The 20,922-nt window shown below is 42.0% G+C and carries 15 protein-coding genes and 1 pseudogene; 12 read left to right on the top strand and 4 right to left on the bottom strand.

Annotated features, from left to right (window positions below):
• Nucleotides 1-23: 23 nt before the first annotated feature.
• The gene (locus HBH39_RS16760) at nt 24-1,217 is read right to left on the bottom strand and encodes an HD-GYP domain-containing protein (protein ID WP_167679774.1); all 1,194 of its coding nucleotides are present in this window, start codon (nt 1,215-1,217) and stop codon (nt 24-26) included.
• A gap of 296 nt (nt 1,218-1,513) precedes the next feature.
• On the opposite strand from HBH39_RS16760, the pseudogene HBH39_RS16755 reads away from it, so the two are divergent.
• Nucleotides 1,514-2,874: pseudogene (locus HBH39_RS16755) on the top strand (isochorismate synthase).
• Nucleotides 2,875-2,951: 77 nt separating this feature from the next.
• Here HBH39_RS16755 and HBH39_RS16750 read toward each other — a convergent pair.
• Nucleotides 2,952-4,568, bottom strand: coding sequence for an AbgT family transporter (locus HBH39_RS16750; protein WP_167679773.1), 1,617 nt, complete (start codon nt 4,566-4,568; stop codon nt 2,952-2,954).
• Between the two features lie 518 nt (nt 4,569-5,086).
• On the opposite strand from HBH39_RS16750, the gene HBH39_RS16745 reads away from it, so the two are divergent.
• The 3 genes from HBH39_RS16745 (at nt 5,087) to HBH39_RS16735 (ending at nt 8,045) form a co-directional block, all read left to right on the top strand.
• Nucleotides 5,087-5,653, top strand: a complete 567-nt coding sequence (locus HBH39_RS16745) for a LemA family protein (RefSeq protein WP_167679772.1) — start codon at nt 5,087-5,089, stop codon at nt 5,651-5,653.
• Between the two features lie 296 nt (nt 5,654-5,949).
• The gene (locus HBH39_RS16740; protein WP_432280165.1) at nt 5,950-6,603 is read left to right on the top strand and encodes a lytic transglycosylase domain-containing protein; all 654 of its coding nucleotides are present in this window, start codon (nt 5,950-5,952) and stop codon (nt 6,601-6,603) included.
• Between the two features lie 23 nt (nt 6,604-6,626).
• Nucleotides 6,627-8,045, top strand: coding sequence for a M28 family peptidase (locus HBH39_RS16735; RefSeq protein ID WP_244325697.1), 1,419 nt, complete (start codon nt 6,627-6,629; stop codon nt 8,043-8,045).
• A 118-nt stretch (nt 8,046-8,163) separates the two neighbouring features.
• Here HBH39_RS16735 and HBH39_RS16730 read toward each other — a convergent pair whose 3' ends face one another.
• Nucleotides 8,164-9,006 carry a 23S rRNA (adenine(2030)-N(6))-methyltransferase RlmJ gene (locus HBH39_RS16730; protein ID WP_167679771.1) on the bottom strand — a complete coding sequence of 281 codons (843 nt, stop codon included), beginning with the start codon at nt 9,004-9,006 and terminating at the stop codon, nt 8,164-8,166.
• Between the two features lie 139 nt (nt 9,007-9,145).
• On the opposite strand from HBH39_RS16730, the gene HBH39_RS16725 reads away from it, so the two are divergent.
• The 3 genes from HBH39_RS16725 (at nt 9,146) to HBH39_RS16715 (ending at nt 12,608) form a co-directional block, all read left to right on the top strand.
• A complete protein-coding gene (locus HBH39_RS16725; protein WP_244325696.1) occupies nt 9,146-9,907 on the top strand; it encodes a class I SAM-dependent methyltransferase in 762 nt (253 codons plus the stop codon).
• Between the two features lie 234 nt (nt 9,908-10,141).
• The gene (locus tag HBH39_RS16720; RefSeq protein WP_167679769.1) at nt 10,142-10,390 is read left to right on the top strand and encodes a hypothetical protein; all 249 of its coding nucleotides are present in this window, start codon (nt 10,142-10,144) and stop codon (nt 10,388-10,390) included.
• A gap of 658 nt (nt 10,391-11,048) precedes the next feature.
• Nucleotides 11,049-12,608 carry an ammonia-forming cytochrome c nitrite reductase subunit c552 gene (locus tag HBH39_RS16715; RefSeq protein WP_167679768.1) on the top strand — a complete coding sequence of 520 codons (1,560 nt, stop codon included), beginning with the start codon at nt 11,049-11,051 and terminating at the stop codon, nt 12,606-12,608.
• 108 nt (nt 12,609-12,716) lie between these two features.
• On the opposite strand, the gene HBH39_RS16710 is transcribed toward HBH39_RS16715, so the two are convergent.
• Nucleotides 12,717-13,688, bottom strand: coding sequence for an ABC transporter substrate-binding protein (locus HBH39_RS16710; protein ID WP_167679767.1), 972 nt, complete (start codon nt 13,686-13,688; stop codon nt 12,717-12,719).
• Between the two features lie 345 nt (nt 13,689-14,033).
• On the opposite strand from HBH39_RS16710, the gene HBH39_RS16705 reads away from it, so the two are divergent.
• The 5 genes from HBH39_RS16705 (at nt 14,034) to HBH39_RS16685 (ending at nt 20,626) form a co-directional block, all read left to right on the top strand.
• Entirely contained in the window at nt 14,034-14,534 is a 501-nt protein-coding gene (locus HBH39_RS16705; RefSeq protein WP_167679766.1) for a VF530 family DNA-binding protein, read from the top strand.
• Between the two features lie 141 nt (nt 14,535-14,675).
• Nucleotides 14,676-15,827: a BamA/TamA family outer membrane protein gene (locus HBH39_RS16700; protein ID WP_167679765.1), complete on the top strand. Its 1,152-nt coding sequence runs from the start codon at nt 14,676-14,678 to the stop codon at nt 15,825-15,827.
• 18 nt (nt 15,828-15,845) lie between these two features.
• Entirely contained in the window at nt 15,846-16,673 is an 828-nt protein-coding gene (locus tag HBH39_RS16695; RefSeq protein ID WP_244325695.1) for a hypothetical protein, read from the top strand.
• 141 nt (nt 16,674-16,814) lie between these two features.
• Nucleotides 16,815-18,959 carry a M3 family metallopeptidase gene (locus HBH39_RS16690; RefSeq protein ID WP_167679764.1) on the top strand — a complete coding sequence of 715 codons (2,145 nt, stop codon included), beginning with the start codon at nt 16,815-16,817 and terminating at the stop codon, nt 18,957-18,959.
• A 176-nt stretch (nt 18,960-19,135) separates the two neighbouring features.
• On the top strand, nt 19,136-20,626 hold the full coding sequence (locus HBH39_RS16685; RefSeq protein WP_167679763.1) for an ATP-binding cassette domain-containing protein: 1,491 nt from the start codon (nt 19,136-19,138) through the stop codon (nt 20,624-20,626).
• Nucleotides 20,627-20,922: the final 296 nt, after the last annotated feature.

Raw genomic sequence — 20,922 nt, 5'->3', positions numbered from 1 at the left:
TTCAGTGTTATATGCAGTAATCTTTAATAAAAAGGCGCTGGATCAACATTTAAGCTACTTGGCGATATACCGCGTTCAATATTGAGCTCAGATTTAAGTAAATCAACAAAGGTAACATCGGTATATCGTTGGTGTTTGATTGAGTAAAAGCATTTTACTATGGGGTGCAATGCATCTCGGTTCTTAGCCTCCCAAACAATTCCGACCCGTTCATCTGACAATTGCACTATCGACCCCACAGGGTAAACGCCCACACAGCGGATAAATTCATACACTAATGCTTGATCTAAGTGGAATGGCGTTAAACTGATTAAAATTTTAAACGCCGCAGCCGGGCTCATGGCTTCTTTATAACAACGGGTTGCTGTTAAGGCATCATAAATATCGGTAATACAGCTCATGCGGCCATGTAAGGGAATTTCATCGCCTTTGAGCCCTTTCGGGTAGCCACGTCCATCGAGTTTTTCATGGTGCATTAGGCACACATCTTTACTAATTTGAGATAGCCCTTCAGTTTCTTCCATTATTTCAATAGCAAAAAATTGATGCAGCTTCATTTCCTCAAATTCTTCAGGCGTTAACTTGCCGGGTTTATGCAGAATTTTATTATCTACTTTCACCTTGCCGATATCGTGCAAAATACCCCCAACGGCCAAATGGCGTAAGGTTTCGACGTCTAAGTTTAAATATTTGCCAAAGGTTACTAATAGAAAAGCGACATTAATGGAGTGTTCCAGTAAATAGGCATCTTTAGTGCGCAGTGCCGACATACATTTGAAGGCGTCTGCGTCATCCATGACAGATTCAATCATTTTATCTGCCACAGCTTCAAAGGGGGCAACTTCAACCGCTTTGCCTTCAAAGGTTTCAGATAATACCTTTTTTATTAAGCCTTTCGCTTCTTGTAAAATTTGCTTTGATTGAATTTGTTTTGCATCGCGGGACATTAAGGATTTTTTGGCGAGCGGCTGGCTAATTTCTGGTGCTGATGTTGCCTTTTTTAAGCCACAGGTATCCGATGAGCGTGCAACATCGACCCAAACGTGTTTAATGTTGTTTTTAGCTAGCTTAACAATGGCGTCATGATGTTTAATTTGCCCTGCATTGCTGATTGCTATACTACTATCATTGCGATCTATTGCCGTCACAAACATACCTATTGTCAGTTTATCGACTGGAATTTTAATGGCAGTTTGTGCTTTTGTTGGGTCGCTCATTGTTGTTTATTTCCTCAGGAAAACCTAATCTTGTTATATTTTTGTAATACAAATAATGCAAAGACGATTTCGATAGCGATTAGGTATCATTAATTTTACAACATGTAAAAAATTTCTGGTAAATCTATTTGTTACGGCTAGTTAAAACCTAGTCTTTTGTTAAAGTATAATAATTGGTATATCAGCTGTTTATTATTCATAGCCCTGCACATTATCGATCACAAGCCGCAGCTCGAAAGATTGACACTTAATGGCCTGTTCATTAACTTGTGCACTTATTCTTAATTTTGGAGTTCATGTTGTCTGGCAATTTCTTTCGTGCTCATTTTTACGAGTTACAACAAAAACTTGATCAATTGATGTTGATGCCAGTCAGCGCTCCTATTGTGCAACTTTCCGTTGAGGCACCTTCTGTGCCGCTTTTGTCTTGGTTAAGTGCCCAAACTCAATATCCGCGTATTTATTGGCATGGCCGTGATAAATCTGAAGAAGTTGCCGCTGTGGGTATGTGTAAGCAGTTTTATTATCAAGATGAAGTGGACGATCACCAGTTGGCGGCTGACTATCAAGCGCAACGAGGTAAAGGTGTTAGCCAAGAACTGCGTTACTACGGCGGTGTCGCATTTGACCGCACCGTTGAATGCTGGCCAGAGTTTGGTCGTGCGCGATTTGTTTTGCCACGTATTGAACTGCGTCGTAGTGGCCAGAAAATTAAAATTTTATTAAATCTTAATTTTGAAAACCAATCTAAAGAAGCTGAGTATCAACAAGCCATTGATGCTATAGCCAATATTCAACGGCCAAAACCCTTATCGCCACCGAATAAAACCCGCTTAATGAACCGCAGTGACTTACCTGATCAAAATAGATGGCGTGAGTTAGTTGAGCAAGTAACTCAGCAAAGCTTTAATAAAACTACCCCTAAAGTGGTATTGTCTCGCCAAACACAAATAGAGATTGCTGAGCAGGTGGATCCTTGGACGGTTTTGGCTTGCTGGCAAGGACGTAATCCAAATAGCTTTCAATTTGGGTTTGAATTTAGTCCTGAAAGAGCGTTTATTTCTTGCTCTCCTGAGCGCTTGTATTTGCGTCGTCAACATGAGTTATTCACCGAGGCATTGGCGGGCACCACGGTGCGGGGCTCAATCAGGAAGAAGATGACATTTTAGCGCAGCAGTTATTAGATGATGCAAAAAATAGTCATGAAAACCAATTGGTCAGGCAGCATATTGTTGATGTACTCAAACCACTTTGCCAATATGTGGGGGCAGAAGAGCAGGCTAAAATTTTTAAACTGACCCATATCCAACATTTACACCGTGCTATTCGGGCAGAGTTAAAGCCCGGGGTGAATGATTTTGAATTGTTACGTGCTTTGCATCCGACGCCTGCAGTTGGTGGATTACCCAGAAACAATGCGCTTAACTTTATTCGCCAGCGAGAAGGCTATGCTCGTGGCTGGTATGCCGGAGCTTGTGGTTACTTTAATCATTATGAATCAGAGTTTTCGGTTGCCATTCGCAGCGCATTAATTGAGCCAAGACGTATTAGTTTATTTGCCGGAGCCGGTGTGGTTGCTGGATCTGATCCCGACGCGGAATGGCAAGAGCTAGAAAACAAACTGGCAACGATTTTATCGATATTAATTGATTTTTAGTTGCTTCAGTTATCGTAATCCCATAAAAAACGCATCGATTAAGATGCGTTTTTTATGAATGTGAGTTAATGAGTTACTTATGGTGTGTAATAGGTTGCCGCACCAGGACCAACCGGTAAACCTAATATAAATACCCATAAGAAGAAGAACATAGTCCAACCAATTAAAAAGATAATGGAATACGGCAACATGGTAGCAATAAGCGTACCTATGCCTAAGTCTTTCTTATAGCGACACGCCACGGCTAAAATCAAGCCAAAGTAGCTCATCATAGGAGTGATTAAGTTAGTGACCGAATCACCAATACGATAAGCCGCTTGAATGGTTTCAGGCGCGTAACCTACCAGCATTAACATAGGCACAAAAATGGGTGCGGTGACAGCCCATTGCGCGGATGCACTACCCAGCATTAAGTTGATAAAGCCACATAGCATAATAAACAGCACAAAAACTAATGGGCCAGTTAACCCAATGGTGCTAAGAGCTTGTGCTCCGCCAACCGCTAATACCGCGCCTAAATTAGTCCAACTGAAAAATGCCACAAACTGTGACGCAAAAAACACCAACACGATGTACATACCCATGGTGCTCATACTGTGTGACATAGCATTAATCACATCGGTATCTTTTTTCATTGAGCCAACCACTTTACCGTATACTAATCCCGGTATAGCAAAGCCAATAAAGATAAACGCCACTATGCCCTTTAAAAATGGTGAACCAGCTACTAAACCAGTCTCTGGGTGACGCAATGCGCCGCCTTCAGGGATAATGGTTAAGGCCAGTAACATACTAAATACTAATGCCGATAACCCTGCTAACTTTAAGCCTCGCTTTTCAATATCGCTGACCTTCTCCATGGTTTGCTCATCTAAATCACCCGCTTCACTGATATCGTATTTGCCCAGTTTTGGCTCAACAATTTTTTCAGTGACTAAACCACCGAGTAAGGTAATTAAGAAGGTAGAGGCAAACATAAAGTACCAGTTTACTTCTGGGCCAACGCTGTACACAGGATCAATCATTCTCGCTGCAGCTTCAGTAATACCAGATAATAACGGGTCTACTGTGCCTAAAAGTAAGTTGGCACTGTAACCACCGGATACCCCTGCAAATGCCGCTGCTAAACCAGCCAAAGGATGACGACCTAGCGAGTGGAAGATCATCGCGGCCATTGGAATTAATACCACATAACCTAGCTCGGAAGCCGTATTGGATACAATACCCGCAAATACAATGGTATAAGTTACTAAGCGCTTGGATGTACCCATCACTAGCAAACGCATACCGGCAGATAGCAACCCTGAACGCTCAGCAATACCGACACCTAACAGCGCAACTAGCACTGTGCCTAAAGGGGTAAAGCCAGTAAAGTTAGTGACTAATCCAGATACGATCCGCTGTAAGCCTTCAGCACTGAGTAGACTTACCACATGGATTAATCCATCTGGGCTTCTTCCGGCTGTACCTTCAGGGCGAGGGTCAACCACTGATAATTCGAAATAACCCGCAATCCCACTGATAACCACAACCGCGGCACAAAACATGGCAAATAAGGTGATTGGGTGGGGAAGTAGATTTCCTAAGCGCTCTACTATATTTAAAAATCGAACAAAGCCATTTGATGACGCAATATCCGAAGGTACATTAACCGGATCTTTGTCGTTCACGCTTGTTTGTTTTGATTGACTCATTGTTTTCCTTCATTCGGCTTTTTTCCTAATCGGGATCAAACGCTTATGTTAATAAACGCATTGAAAGTCGTCAGGTTTGTTTATAAGAATAGGCCAGTTTATGAGGCTACAGTAGCATAGTTAACTGAAACTTAATTAATAATCAAAGGAAATGAGGCTTTGAAAGCAAAAATATATCTAACCCTGTAAAACTGATGGCTTTAAGTGTCATTTTTGCATTTTTATCTCAAGATAACTGAAAAGTGGTTTAAAAAATGCGCACCAAGAGTTCTGTTTTAGTATATTGTTTTTGTATGTTTTTTTGTGATCAATGGTGTTTGTTGTTCTCGGTTTTGGTGTGAATGGCTTGCAATTTTTATACATGGCTCAATAAAAGCGTTTAAACAACTTTTGTCAATATTTGGTTACTATTTGGCGGGTTGGCAAAAAGTTTATTGTGGCAGATTTAGCGAGTTTTAAGTGAAAAGTGAATGAAATTGTGATTATGATGAAGGATAACAATTATAAAGGAAGATAATATGCAAGCATTGCTGCTAAGTGCCAGCTTAGTCATAATTCTTTGTTACCTTTGGTACGCAAGCCTGATCAAAAAGCGTCAATCGGCTCTTGATTCATTGAATGTGATGGATCAAAGAATGGCGTCGCGATGCTCTTTGCTGAGCGCTATTTTGACGCAAAGCCAAGCTCATCACCCCCAAACCAGCGAGCAAGCATTACTGCTGTCAGAGTTAACCGCATTGCAGGCCAGTAGCCGTTGGCAACAGCAAATTGATACCCAGTTAACCCAAGTACTCAATACATGGACCCTAATGGATCGGTTACTTAGTCGCTTATTCTTTACCGTTACTACCGATAAGCTGGATGAAAATCAATTAAACCAATACCTGCAATTTGAGCTTGATTATGGTCATGCCGCCGACTTTTATAATCGGGCAGTGACCGATTTAAACCAAGGTGTGCAAATATTTCCGGGTTCTATTGTGGCTAACATTGCCAATATTACCACCATGCCACTATTAGCGTTAAGCGAGCCAGATAACGTGCCGACTTCAGGCTCGACACAATTTAGTGAAAAAGCGAAATGATGTCACGATATCGATTCAAATGGCTATTTTCATTCGGACTTATCATAAACCTCAGTGGCTTGTTATGGTCGCAGTCATTACTGGCGGCAAGTGATAGTAGCAACAACCAGAGCCAGAGCGATAGCCAACAGCAGCAAGCATCAAGCAATGATAAAGTAAATCAAGCCAAGTCAAGAATAAAAGCACGCTATCAGCCCTCTGAACAAAGTCAGCCTAAACCGCAGTTAAATTTATTTCCAGACTTAAGCCCGCAAGGCGTGGTATCGGCCGATAAAAGCCAGCCCATTTCTAAAGCAGTGGTATTAGATAATGATTATCCGCTGCCCAAGGCTGACACCAGTAAACCCGCTAAACGACAATTAAAGGCCAGTTATTCAGAAAACGGGATAGTGTCAGATCTTGGCGTCGAAAAACGCAAAGTTTATCAATATGAAAAAAACGGCATTACCGCATTTAGTGATAGTGAGCCTGGGCATAATAACTACCGCATTTTATTATATGAATGCTTTGCCTGTCGGCCAGATTCGACTATCGACTGGTATAAAACCCCATTATTTAAATCAGAATATGCCAGCCTAGTTGCCCGAGCTGCACATCGTTATCAAATTGACCCCGCGTTAATCAAAGCGGTGATCCATGCCGAGTCGGCATTTCGTACTAATGTGGTATCAAAAGCGGGCGCAATGGGATTAATGCAATTAATGCCGGCAACAGCAAAAGATATGAATGTGCGCGATGCGTTTCAAGCCGAGCAAAATATTGATGGTGGTAGCCGTTATTTAGCCAAGTTGCTAGCACAGTTTAATGGCGATATTGACCTTGCCTGTGCAGCTTACAATGCTGGCCCAACTACCGTTAAACAATACAACGGCATTCCACCTTATCCCGAAACCCAAGCCTATGTGCAGCGCGTGAAAATTTTATATAACCGTTATCGTAAAGTGAGCTGATCACCATAAAACACAAGGTTAAAATGATGAAAGCAACCTCAATATTTAACAACATTCATAATGTTATGCCTAGTCATTTGGTGGCTTGCACCTTAGCTTTAGGGGTGTTTAGCGCTTGTTTAGTTACGCCGGTAAAAGCGGAAAATGCCGCAGCGCCATCGCAAGAAGACCTTAGGTTATACGATATTGCCACCGCTCCTAGTCCACAGCGTATTGAACAAGACCTGCGTAAACTGGTGAGCTTTGGCACTCGACATACGCTGTCAGACACCACTTCAGACACCCAAGGCATAGGCGCAGCCAGACGTTGGATTGAAGCTGAATTTAAGCGAATATCAACAGAATGTGGCGGCTGTTTAGAAGTGCTTACTGTGAGTGACACAGTGCAAGGCAAACGTATTGCCGAGCCAACGGAAGTGGTCAATGTGATTGCCATTCAACGTGGTAAGGCTGATCCTAATCGCGTGGTGATGATGAGCGGTGATATTGATTCTCGGGTAACTGACGTACTTGACGCCACCTCTATGTCACCCGGAGCCAACGATAATGCCTCAGGTGTTGCAGGGGCCATTGAAGCTGCACGGGTTTTATCTAAATATCAGTTTAACGGCACCATAGTTTATGCCGCCTTGTCCGGTGAAGAGCAGGGCTTATACGGCGGTGATATTTTAGCAAAATACGCCCAAGACAATCACTGGCAAGTGCAAGCGGTATTAAATAACGACATGATAGGCAATATTGCTGGTATTAACGGGGTTATTAATAATTCAACGGTACGTATATTTTCTGAAGGCGTGCGCTTTGTTGAAACGCCTGAAGAAGCCAAACAGCGCTATTTTGGCGGCGGTGAAAACGATTCTGCCTCTCGCAATCTTGCACGTAAAATAAAAACGCTGGTGGACCAATACATGACTAATCTGGATGTCATGTTAGTGTACCGCCTAGATAGATTTGGCCGTGGCGGGCATCATTTACCCTTTAATAAAGCCGGTTTCCCTGCGGTGCGAGTGATGGAAACCAACGAGCATTATGATCGTCAGCATCAAGATATTCGCAATGAAAATGGCATTGAATACGGTGATGTTATTGAAGGGGTCGATTTTGATTTTAACGCCAAACTTACCGCGCTTAATGCCATTAGCTTAGCGTCAATGGCATGGGCACCCGCACCGCCAACCAAGGTCACGATAAAAGGCCAAGTTTCACCTGACACCACATTAAGCTGGGCAAAAAACGCAGACAAAACCGTGGTGGGATATCGAGTGTATTGGCGTTTAACAACTGAACCGGAATGGACTCATAGCCGTTATGTTGGCAATGTGAATGAATTTATTTTAAAAAATAGGGTCATAGATAATTATCTGTTTGGTGTAGCCAGTGTGGCTGCCAATGGTAATGCTAGCCCTGTGGTATTCCCGGGTGCGGCAGGGGCGTTTTTCTAGTGTGATAATGCGGCGTTTTAGATGCAAAAAGCCCATGTAATCACTATTACATGGGCTTTTTAGTTTTGATGATTGGCGGGGGGTGTTAGGTATAACGCCATATTCATTGATAAATAACTTATTCTGGCACTTCTTGTTTTACCACGGTTTTACCACCGCTTTGACCTAAACGGCGTTCTAAATAGTCGAGCATTTCTTTAGCCGCCACATCGAGTTGCCAAGGTGGGTTAATAATCCATAATCCGGCAGCGGTCATACCAAATTCATTACTGTCAGGTTTAATTGCTTGCTCAACGCGTAGCTGGTTTTTAATGCCGCTGGTGGCTAATATTTTCAACATAGATTCAGTTTGCGCTCTATCAACCACCGGATACCACAACATAAATACCCCAGTAGCAAAGCGTTTGTGCGCTTTAATAATTGCATGAGCAACATCTTGATAGTCGGTTTTTATCTCGTAGCTTGGATCAATTAATATCACCCCTCGGCGCTCAAGTGGCGGCACCGCAGCAATTAAACCTTTTAAGCCATCACTATTGATGACTTTAACTTGTCGGTCGTTAGCAAATTGCTCGTCAAGTGAGACAAAGTCAGTGCTATGAAGCTCGTGCAACACCATACGATCTTTAGGACGCATGTTCATATCAACAAACGCAGGTGAACCGGGATAAAAAGCTAAGTCCTCTTCACCTTGGTTGAAATGTTTTACATCATCAATATAAAGCTGCAGGCTTTCGGGTAAATCTTCTTTGCCCCAAAGTTTGGCCACGCCGTCTAAGTACTCACCGGTTTTTTTGGCAAACTCATCCGTTAATGCATAACCACCCGCACCGGCATGAGTGTCGATATAGGCCATTGGCTTATCTTTTTTGTGCATCAGTTTTAGCACCTGTAACAACATAGCGTGCTTGAGAACATCGGCATAATTGCCGGCGTGAAAACCGTGGCGGTAACTTAACATGGAAGAGTCCGAAATAGCTGCGCAGTGGATACTGCAAGATGCAGACATTATAGGTGTTTAGTTTGTTGAGGTATAGGTATTCACTGTTGCGGGCTTTTGGCATAATAGCCAAGAGTTTACTTAATGCTTGGAATTACTTTTGCAAATACCGATTTTTTTTAATCAGCAATATCCGTCTCTTGTTGATATATGTGAGCGTTGGGGACTGGTATGGGACAAGCAAGCGCTGTTTGAATTGCGCTTCGACAACAATACCTTAAGTCTGCATAAACGTGACGAGCCCAAATTAGACGGTATCAGTGTCGACTTTGTGTCTGGCGCGGTGGCTCATCGACGTAAATTTGGTGGTGGACGTGGTCAATCGATTGCAAAAGCGGTTGGTCTAAAGCAGGGCGTTACGCCTACTGTGGTGGACGGCACTGCAGGATTAGGTCGCGATGCTTTTGTATTGGCTAGCCTTGGTTGCAAAGTGATTATGGTTGAGCGTCATCCTGTTGTGGCTGCATTGCTTGAAGACGGACTGCGCCGCGCCTATGAAGACGCTGAAATTGGAAGCTGGATGCGCGAGCGAATGAGTTTGTTTCATGGTTCGAGTATTACCGCATTGGCCCAAGCTGCTGAAAAATCAGGCACTGAAATCGATGTAGTCTACTTAGACCCTATGTATCCCCATCGTGAAAAATCTGCTTTAGTCAAAAAAGAAATGCGCGTATTTCAAACCTTAGTGGGCGCAGATTTAGACGCCGATGGGTTACTTGCGCCCGCCATGGCATTAGCAACAAAACGTGTGGTTATTAAGCGCCCCGATTATGCGGAAGATTTAGATGGTGTAAAACCCAGTATGGTGATTGCCACTAAGAAAAATCGCTTTGATGTGCATGTGATATCCGCAATGAAATAGTTTGTAAGTTATAGTTTTTTATTTCGATATTGGTCTTTGTTAGTCATTTTGAATAACTCGTTTAGTCGTAACGCTGGTTTAATTAGAAAAATATAATTGATTGATAATATTGAAAATAAAACTCATTACTAATTGTTTAACGACACTGACGCGCAAACGCGTTTATTTTTAGTTTGGTTATGCTAATTACGCTAAAATACACCGAGTATGATATTTGAAAAGGCAGATGTAAGTATGAATTTTGAAGGTGATGTGATCAGCTCTTTAGAGCAATTAAGACAGTTTTTATTGCTAGTTGAAAAAGGTGGTTTAGGGCTGCAAGGGGTTGTGGGTGTAGGCATGGCAACCAGCAATGCCGATGGTCGACATTTTGTGGCGGTTTTTGGAGAGGCTCATAAACTATTGCTTGGACGTTGGGTGACCGATGAGGTATTCAAAAACGGACAGGATATGGTTAAACATGGCGTCAAGCCGACACATTAATTGTATTTGCTGATCTCTGTTTGGCGGTTGAATCATGTGATTTATATCGCCAATCATATGTATTTTAATTCACGTTTTCTTTTTTAGTTAATCTAAATTTAGCGTTATATAAAAATTGATTTTGGACGGATGAAATAAATATGTGTTTCTTATCTTTCTTTATTAGTGAGTAGTTTTTAATTGGCTGCTAATTTATATTTTGCTTATTATTTAATGGTGAGCGCTATTGTTGTTGTTTTTTTGAGTTTCGTCATTTTTTTTGTATCTTTTCAATCTGAATTTTAATTTAAATTTAATAATAACATCTTCACTAAATATGAGTGTTATTTTTTTAATCATTTCCACACTTTGTTTTTAGTCCACAATTTAATTTTTTTATTCTTTAAATCAATAGCTTGCTGTTTATTCCCTTTCTTCGTTTTATTTTTTGCAACAGGGTTGAAATCACTATTCTTACAATCTACCTATTTGTGGGTATTTATTTTTTTCATGAAAACAAACCTTTGCTAATGGGTTGGATTATGATCACATTATGTAATCAATTTAATTTACCTTTGGATTTTCAGTGTAATAATCAAAATGAATTAACGGTTTTGATTTTGCCGTTAATATAGTTGGTTGTAGTACATCATAATAATAATCCCAGTGAGGAATGAAGATGAAACTAAAAAGAATTGCACTGGCTGTAATGGTATCGACAGTATTTGTTGGTAATGCGATTGCAAGTGAAGCAAAGACTGATTTTTATAATAGTGATAATTGGCAGAAAGCTTTCCCTGAGCAATACAAAACGTGGGCCGAAACTGAACAAAGCAATCCGGTATCGGGTAAACCAGATGATTTACTTGCTGCTAATCCAAATCTTATTGCTGCTTGGGCGGGTTATGGTTTTGCTAAAGACTATAACCGTGCGCGTGGCCACCACTTTGCATTAACTGATGTGATTAAAACCTTACGTGTTGGTCATCCAATGATGAATAAAGACGGTGTTATGCAAGGTGAAGCGATGTCTGCAAGTTGCTGGTCTTGTAAGTCTCCTGATGTGGCCCGCATGTATGATGAAGTGGGAGAAGGCAAGTTTTCTGACAATGCTTGGTCTACTTGGGGCCATGAAATGTCTAACACCATTGGTTGTGCAGATTGTCATGAGCTAGGGACTCAAGAATTAAGAATGAGCCGCCCTTATGCTGACCGCGCAATGAAAACGATTGGTAAAGATTTTGCTAAGCAAGACTCAGTTTTACAAGCCAGTCAAACTTGTGCTCAGTGTCATGTGGAATACTACTTTGATGGCACTGACAGTAAAAAAGTTAAGTTCCCATGGGATTATTGGGTTCCAGGTGTAGAAACTGATTATAAAGACTTTGTTGGTTACAAAGGCACTGATGGTTTATATAAAGGTTTTGCCTCTGAAGCTCAGCTAGCTTATTTCGATAACCGTGGATTTAAGGATTGGACTAACGCTGTTTCTGGTGCGCCTATGGTTAAAACTCAACACCCTGAGTTTGAAAACATGATGGACCGTACTGAGCATGCAATGGACAATCACTTAGAGTTTGGTTGTACGACTTGTCATATGACACAAACAACTAACGAACAAGGTAAGTCTTTTATTGATCATAAAGTGACTTTTGAAGCTGAAAAGCTGCCAGCCGATTGTCAAAGTTGTCATGAAGCCGGTGACTTTAAAGAGATTCTTGACGAGCGCAAAGCGGAAATTAACCAGCTACGTTTTGCCGCTAACGGAACTGATCCACGTTTAACTGAAGTTCACTTTAAAGCGCAAGCTATTTGGGCTGCTAATGGTGTGAAAGGCTTAGAGTCAGGTAAGACTATTGGCGAAGCGCAAGCTGCTTACCAAGCTGCACTTAAGCAGAAAACACCGTTAGCTGGTGAAATGAATAGCTTATTAGTTAAAGTAAGAAATGCACAGTGGTTCTGGGACAGTGCAACGGCGTCTCATGGTATTCATGCGCATAATCCGACTGAAGCGGTACGCTTATTAACTAAATCAAATGGCATTCTTGACCAAGCTATCGCTGAAGCGGATGCGTTATTAGCTAAGTACGCACCGGATTATAAGTATGATGCGACTAAGTACGATAGCAAAGAGAAGCTACAGCCGTTAGTCGGTTTAAGCTTTGAAGGCATGAGTCAGTCTAAAGAAGTGTTCTTAAAAGAGCGCGTTGAAAAAGAATGGCCAGTTAAACTTAAATAACCTGATAAATAGTAAGCATATTACCTGATTAATTGGGTTTAAAATGAATGCCAGTTGACGTGATTCAACTGGCATTTTTACGTTAATACAAATTAACCTTGGTTTTGTCTAATTCACTTTTTCTGACTTATCGTCAATTTCTGGTGGCAATACTATTTTCCATTTGGCTAACTGATTTTTGCTAAATAAGAAGTGACCTTGTTCACTCGTTTGTATCTTTATGGCGTGCTTGCCAGCCAGCATTTGCAAGGCAATTTGGCTGGCTAACAAACCTTGCTCATATCCTGATATGACAAAACCGCCAATTGTTTTTTGCTCGCCTACTGAAAAGTCCCAAAAACCGAAAGGGGGGACTTGGGCATGGGTTGAGGTCCATTCTATGACCTGCTCTGGGTCAACATGATTGCCGCTGTCATCAAATAGGGCTTGGTAAAGGCCCACAATCATTGCGTCGTAGTTTTGTTGTTTGGCTGATAGCACTAACGATTGCCACTGGCTGTAGTTATCAATAAATTTAAGGTCTATTTGTATGCCGTTTAATGTCAGGCTGTCTTGGTTATTAAAACTGTCCTCTCTAATGACCTTGCTAGTGGAGGCTGAGTCAAACAGCACTAATAGCTTTTTTATCGGTAAAATAGCATTAAGCATAACCATAGAACGTTTAAGTAAGGGTCTTTCCAGTACGCCAGATATTTGATCTTTTTGGGTGACACCATAGTTGCGTGGGTTGGCATTAATGCCTAAATAAACCACAGGGGTTTGCGTGGCGGTTAATTTAGGCCCCATATATTTTAGGGCGTTATCATCACCCAATATCACCAATGCGGGTTTGAGCTTATTGTAAAGTTGCCAAGCGGCATCGGCTTGGGCTAAGTATTGAGATTCAGGGAGTCGTTTAGTGTCCATTTCAAAATAAAACATATCATGCTCAGCATTTAAGGCTGCTTCTAGCGCCTGCTTGTAGCTTGTGTCCCAAGGGTTCTCTGCATGGTAGCTTTTGATAACTAAAATGGTCGCGCCATAGCAATAAACGCTGTTGAAGATGAAGCAAAAAACCAGCAAAACACTGCGTAGCATCATAACTATATCCAACCTGTTAACTTTGTCCCCAACTCATAATAAGCAATCTTGTTTGGGTTATGGCTGCTTAGTAGCCACAATTAATTTATGGTTATCTGACTGTATTAGTGTAGTTGCTGGGGTGATAATTGCCGTTTTAAGACGTAAAAAATTAATGAGTTCCAACGAAGAATGTGATTGAGGTTAATTGGGGGTGAGTTGCCAAATCGCTGCCTATATCGCTTGTAGCTTATTGGCTTAATACTGAAAAATAACCCGATATTTGTAATGAAAACCGCTATAATGTGCCGGTAGCAACAATACACTGCGATTTCTTTTAAATACTTATCTTTTACTGAGCCTCACATGATTGAAAAACAACAGAATAACCCACTGCACGGCCTGAGTTTAGACACTATGGTGACTGAACTTGTTGATTTTTATGATTGGAAGGTGCTTTATGCTGCGCTGAGGTTAGAGTGTTTTAACCTGAATCCAAGCATGGAAGCGACGATAAAGTTTCTTAAAAAAACCGAATGGGCAAGAGAGCGGGTCGAGTCTTTCTATCTTTATCGTTTTAAGCGGATGCCCAAAGGCAGCATGGCTCAGCTAGAGTTAAAGCCGCGTGCCAGAGGTTTTGCTGACGGTATTGCACCGCGTAAACCGCAAACATTGACCGTTGAGCTGGTTGCTGAAATGCGCGAGAAAGCTGCAGCGGATTATCAATCAATGAAGAAAATGAATCGTGGCGCACCACGTTTTGCTAAAGATAAGCCAAAACAGCAAGATGGTTATGTGCAAAATCGTAGCTCAGGGGCTAAAAGATCGGCACCGTCCCAAGACCCAAAAAATCCTTGGGGTAAATAATTTAATTAAAAATGCCGTTAACATAACGGCATTTTTAATCCCCGACATTCTGTTAAAATGCGCCCGATAATGCCTTAGTGCAAACCACGTTTGTTGTTTAATAAATAACAGCCTCCTTGCCATTAATTTGAATAGACTTTTATGAAACGGATTTTATTGCTTGCCTTGTTTATGTCTTGCTCAGCCGGTGCGGTTGAACCTTTATTTGAAACGCCAGCGGATATGGAACCCACATGGGTTGATAACATTTTGTCTGTCTTTGGCGCTGACGGTGGGTTTGATGAGACTAAAACTATCGATATGAGCTACTTACCAACGGCTTATTACACCCCTGAAAAAAAGTTTGGTGTGGGCTTATTGATGGTGGGCTTATATAAAACCGATAATACCGCCGTTGAAGAACAGCCATCATCTTTGGTGCTGAACTCCTTTGTGTCAATGAATGGCTCTTATGGTGTTGAAGTGGAAAACATGACGTTTTTCAATCAAGGTAAACAGCGATTATTATTGGATGTGGAGTTACATAATGAAGCGGCAGTTTATTATGGCCAAGGCATCGAGCAAGGCAATATTGACGCCAACCGCCATGAGTTTGATGAGCAGCTTTATAGTGTTAAGCCGCGTTGGATGACTGAAATTGCCAGTCATTACTTTATTGGTATCGGCGCTGATTTTATTTATGCCAGTGCTAATGAGTTAGAGCACATGGCAACGCAAACCCCAGTAGATCCAAGTGATCTGTTACCGAATAATTTTAGCTCAGGGCTGGTGATCACCAGTATTTATGATTCCAGAGATTATCGCTTAAATGCGACTAAGGGCTGGTTATTTCAGGTGGATGCGGGCTTTTATCACAACGATACTTCTTCGTCATTTTCTACCTATAACATTGAGCTAGCTAATTATATTGATTTAAGTTCTGTTTCTGCCCCTGGGTTAATCGCCTGGCAGGTGCAAGGCCACTTTACTGATGGTGATGTGCCTTGGAACTTATTACCCACGCTTGGCGGTTCAAGTGCCATGCGTGGTTATATCAAAGGCCGATACCGAGATGAGCAAATGATGATGGGCCAAATTGAATATCGCTTGCCGGTATTTCAGCGATACGGCATGGTTTTTTGGGGCGCTGTGGGCAGTGTTGCTCCCCAAATCAGCCAGTTAACCGATGAGCTATTAACCGCTTATGGCACAGGTTTTCGCTTTCGAGTGAAAGATAACATTAATCTACGCCTTGATATCGGCGTAGGTGAAAATGAAACTAACTTCTATTTAAATGTGAATGAAGTTTTTTAACTTTACTCCTTGATTAATATGCCAACTATTTTGACATCCTTGATTGCAGCAACCATAACCAAGCCAACAGCTTTGTTTATTCAAATCTGGCCACAGATGCGGTTGTTGTTTAAGCCAATATTGCCTTTGGGTAGTGGGTTGCTGGTGGTCGTTACCAGTTTTAATGTACAAGCAAATGATGAGCAATTTCAGTGTAGTCGCCAGTTCAATTACTCTATTTATCTCAGTGGCATTCACACTGGTAATATGACTCGGTCTGAGCATTGGCAACACGATACTGGGGTGATCAATAGTCACAGCCAAGCCAGTATTTTGGGTATTGGCACTGAATACCAGCAACGGGCACAGTTATCACGGTCAAAGTTATCGAATGAGTGGTTAACTCAGTCTTTTCATCAGCAGGTGAGTGGATTTCGAAGTCGTAATATGCAAGTGACTTTTAGTGAAGATGGGTTGCAATCTAAGGTGGATTTGGATGGCAAGATTAACACTTACCTATCAGAACAGATCCCCCTTAGAGATGTCGACACTTTAACGGTTCAACTTCGAGAATACGTACTGCAAGGGCGTAAGCAGTTTATATTAATTCGGCAAGCTTCTGACGCTATAGAGCCATATCAGTTTTATGTACAAGATGTGCAAACCCGCAAGATTGACCCGTGGGGCGAGCTGCAACTTATCCCTATCAAGCAAACTGGTGCTGAAAAAGTGACCTATTATTTTGCACCAAGTTTAGACTATCAACTTGTTCAAGCACGTTATCACGGCATTTTGCTGCAAGGTTTGATTGAGTTAGACAGTTATTCTTCTACTTGTCACTCGCCTTCTGTTTATTCAGTTTTCTAGTTGTGTTATTTACGCCTTTTTAGTGTTAATAGTGTCAATTGTTGCCCCCGATCACATAAGTTTCAGACATTTTTAAGATAGGCTTGTTACCTTGTGGGCACAAAAATAATAGACAAACAACAATTGAAGGTTTTTTTACACATGCGCAAAACATTACTGGCAGTCTCGATAGCCGCATCAATGATGATGACTGGTTGTTCATTAAGCGATAATTCGGCACAAAATCAAGCAGTAAGTGGTCAAAGTATTCAAATGCAAAATCCATTTCTAACCGCTAGCACTCTCCAATATCAAGCGCCAGATTTTAGCATCATTAAAGATGAGCATTTTCAACCCGCATTAGAGCAGGGCATTAAAGAGCATTATCAGCAAGTATTGGCGATTGCCAATAACAATGAAGCACCAAGTTTTGCCAATACCATTGTGGCATTAGAAACCAGCGGTGAGTTGCTTACTCGTACTTCGCAAGTTTTCTATAATTTAGCGGGTTCAGATAGCAATCCTACTATACGTAAAATTCAAGGTGAGATGGCACCTTTGATGGCTGCTCACTCTGATAATATTCATTTGAACAGTGCGTTGTTTTCACGTATCGATAGCCTATATCAACAACGTGAAAGCCTGGACCTCACCGCAGAAGAAGTGCGTTTAATTGAGGTGTATCATCAACGCTTTGTGCTAGCTGGAGCCAAGTTGACGGAAGACCAAAAAGCCAAAATTCGTTTATTAAATGAAGAGCACTCAACACTAACCAATGAGTTTAGTCAGCGTTTATTGAAACTCACCAAGCAAAATGCGGTAGTGGTTGATTCTGTTGACGAGCTAGCGGGTTTGTCAGAAAGTGAAATACGTGCCGCCAAAGCGGATGCAGAAGCACAAGGCCATGCAGGTAAATATCTACTTAATATTACCAATACTACGCGTCAGCCTGTGTTAGCTAAACTTGAAAATCGTGATCTACGTGAGCGCGTTTGGCTGGCATCATCAAACCGTGGTTTAACGGGTGAAAATGAAACTGCATCGTTAGTCTCTCGTTTAGCGCAGCTACGCGCCGAGCTTGCTGAGCTATTAGGCTTTAAAAGCTGGGCCGATTACCGTTTAGCGCCTCAAATGGCCAAAACACCTGAAGCGGTATACAGCATGTTTGGCTCAATGGTACCAGCCGTTGTGGCCAATACTGAAAAAGAAGCTGCTGATATTCAAGCGATGATCAACAAAACCGGTGGTGACTTTACCCTAGCGCCATGGGACTGGGCGTTTTATGCAGAAAAAGTACGCCAAGAAAAATATGACTTAGATTCAGCTTCTATCAAGCCTTACTTCGAGTTTGAGCGCGTGTTGCAAGATGGCGTGTTTTTCACTCTTGAAAAACTGTACGGGGTGACTTTAAAACCACGTCCAGATTTGCCGGTTTACCATGAAGATGTCAAAGCGTATGAAATGTTTGATGTTGATGGTAGCTCAATGGCTATTTTCTATGCGGATTACTTTGCTCGTGAAGGTAAGCGGGGTGGCGCGTGGATGAGTTCATTTGTGGGTCAATCAACATTGTTAGGCACCAAGCCAGTGGTCGTTAATGTGATGAACATTAAAAAAGCCCCAGCAGGTGAGCCAACGTTTGTTAGCTACGATGAAGTGACCACCATGTTCCATGAAATGGGCCATGGTACACATGGTATGTTCTCAAAGGTGAAATACCCTAGCTTAGCGGGTACTTCGGTATCACGTGACTTTGTTGAGTTTCCGTCCACCTTTGAAGAGGATTGGGCAGCACACCCAGAAGTATTAGCTAACTATGCTAAGCATTACCAAACCGGTGAGGTGATCCCTGACGCATTACTACAAAAGCTGCTTAACTCGCGTAGCTTCAACCAAGGCTTTGATACCTTAGAGTACATGTCAGCGGCGCTAGTTGATTTAGAGTGGCATTCATTACCTGCAGGCACACCGCTGCAAGATGTGGCGAGCTTTGAAGCGGCAGCCCTTAAAAAGCATGGCGTTAACATTGCGGCAGTGCCACCACGTTATAAATCAAGCTACTTTGCCCACTCGTTCCCAGGTGGCTATTCAGCCAGTTATTATGCCTATATGTGGAGTGAGATTTTAGCGGCAGATGCGTTTGCTTATGTACAAACGCAAGGTGGGTTAAACCGTGAGATTGGTATGAAGTATCGTAAAACCATTCGTGAAGTCGGTAATAGCGTTCCGCCAATGGAAGCCTATCAATCGTTCCGTGGTCAAGCGCCCACAACTGACGCACTGCTTAAGCGTCGTGGTTTAAACTAAGCGAAATCACTCAACCTATAGCCCTGAAAATGCCGCTACTTTTAGCGGCATTTTTGTTGGTAAAGACAATGAAAGGATAAGATTAATCGCTTCGGTTAGATATTTATTTGCCCATTGATAGAACATCAATTTACTATGGTTTTAGCATTCACATTCGCCAGAGTATCAGCAATATTATGCAAATTTGTTTTAAGCAATTTAGCGCAGCAACAGCCAAGTTAACTTTAGAGATCAATGATTGGCAGATTGAGTCTGCAGATTCTTGGGCGCTTTTTAGTACCGATGGTGATATCGGTGCCATCTTAACTCCATTATTGATGAGTGGCGAAACAGAGCAGGTGGCTGAATTGTCTATTACAGGTCAGCTGACTAAAAGTCGTGCTAAGGTTGTGGAGGTCTCACTTAATAGTCAACAGCGTTTGCTGGAGCAAGTGTTAGAACTAGATGACAACGAGCATATTGCCCCGCAAGATAGCCACGTTTCAGTGTTCGGGCTCATTTTTGAACAGTGTCACGATCAAAATTTAACCCAGCGTTTGCTGACTGAGCTTGATTTAGTCCACTTGCAGCACAGTTATTTTACCCAGTTATCTACCGGTGAATCGCGCCGATTGATGCTCGCTAGGGCGCTGGCTGAAGGGGCTGATTTATTAGTGTTAGACGATCCCTTTGCTGGCCTTGATGTTGAGCACAGAAAAAGCCTCGCCCTATACCTTGAGCAATTATCTCGCTCAATGCAGTTATTGATGATTGTGTCCCGTGAAGAAGATATTCCCGTTTGGATTGATCATGTGGGCTTGTTTAGCCATGGCAAACTCGAATCGGTTATGAGTAAAGCTGATTGGGACAAGCATCCGGTGATTGCGCAAATTAAAGCACAATCGCAAGAGCAGTCAGAACAAATGATGGCGCTGCTCAAGCGGCATCGCCATCAAGCTAAATTTGATAACCCTCTTTTTGAAATTAAGCATGGCAAAGTGGCTTATTCAGATAAAACCATTTTTACCGAAGTGAACTGGCGCATTGATAATGGCCAGCATTGGCAAGTAAAAGGCCCGAATGGCTGCGGGAAAAGCACCTTGCTTGGGCTGATTTTTGGTGATCATCCGCAGTGCTACAGCAATGATATCCATATTTTTGGCAAAAAACGCGGCACAGGCGAAACCATTTGGGAGATTAAGAAAAACATCGGCATGGTGTCGTCGGCTTTACATCTGCAATATCGGGTCAATTGCAGCGCCTTAGATGTGATAGTGTCAGGTTTTCATGATTCTATTGGCTTGTATCAACAACCCACAGCTCAAGAGCGGAAGATTGCGAGCGAGTGGCTGAATATTTTACATATGAGTCAGTTTGCCAAAACCTCGTTTAGGCAGCTGGATTATGGCCAGCAGCGATTATTGTTAATTGCTCGCGCCATTGTGAAGCAGCCTACTTTGTTGATCCTAGATGAACCTTATCAAGGTTTAGATTATTTAGGACGACGATTGATGAAAAATACCTTAGAGCTGATTGCCAAAGAGCATTTAAGTCAGTTGCTATATGTGTCGCATTATCATGAAGATAGTTTGCCCAGCATAGGGAGGTATTTAACCTTTGTTCCGGGCGAACCACAACAAGGATATCAGGCGGTGATCAGTTATGATGACGGTTTTAGCCCAGATTAACTGACGGATTATTTGGGGATAATATTTCGCCACTACGCCGCCTATCTTGGCGGCTTTTGTTTGTACCAAATTCAAACTATAAACCTGCCAAACAAGTGGTCACTATGTAAATCTAGTAGCAATTGCTGCCAGTTAAAATGAGTGCTGTGAGCTTTGAGGGGACTGCTTTCATCCTAAGTAAATTTGTGTGTCATACATAATCGATATGCTAGCGCAAACCGTTATTGTTTAAATTGTGCTTATTGTGCTGCTTGTGTGTGCAAAATATGTAAAAATGTGACTTTGAGCGAAAAACA

It is taken from the genome of Shewanella aestuarii (assembly GCF_011765625.1).
GTDB lineage: Bacteria > Pseudomonadota > Gammaproteobacteria > Enterobacterales > Shewanellaceae > Shewanella > Shewanella aestuarii_A.
This window is presented reverse-complemented; position numbering and strand designations above follow the sequence as displayed.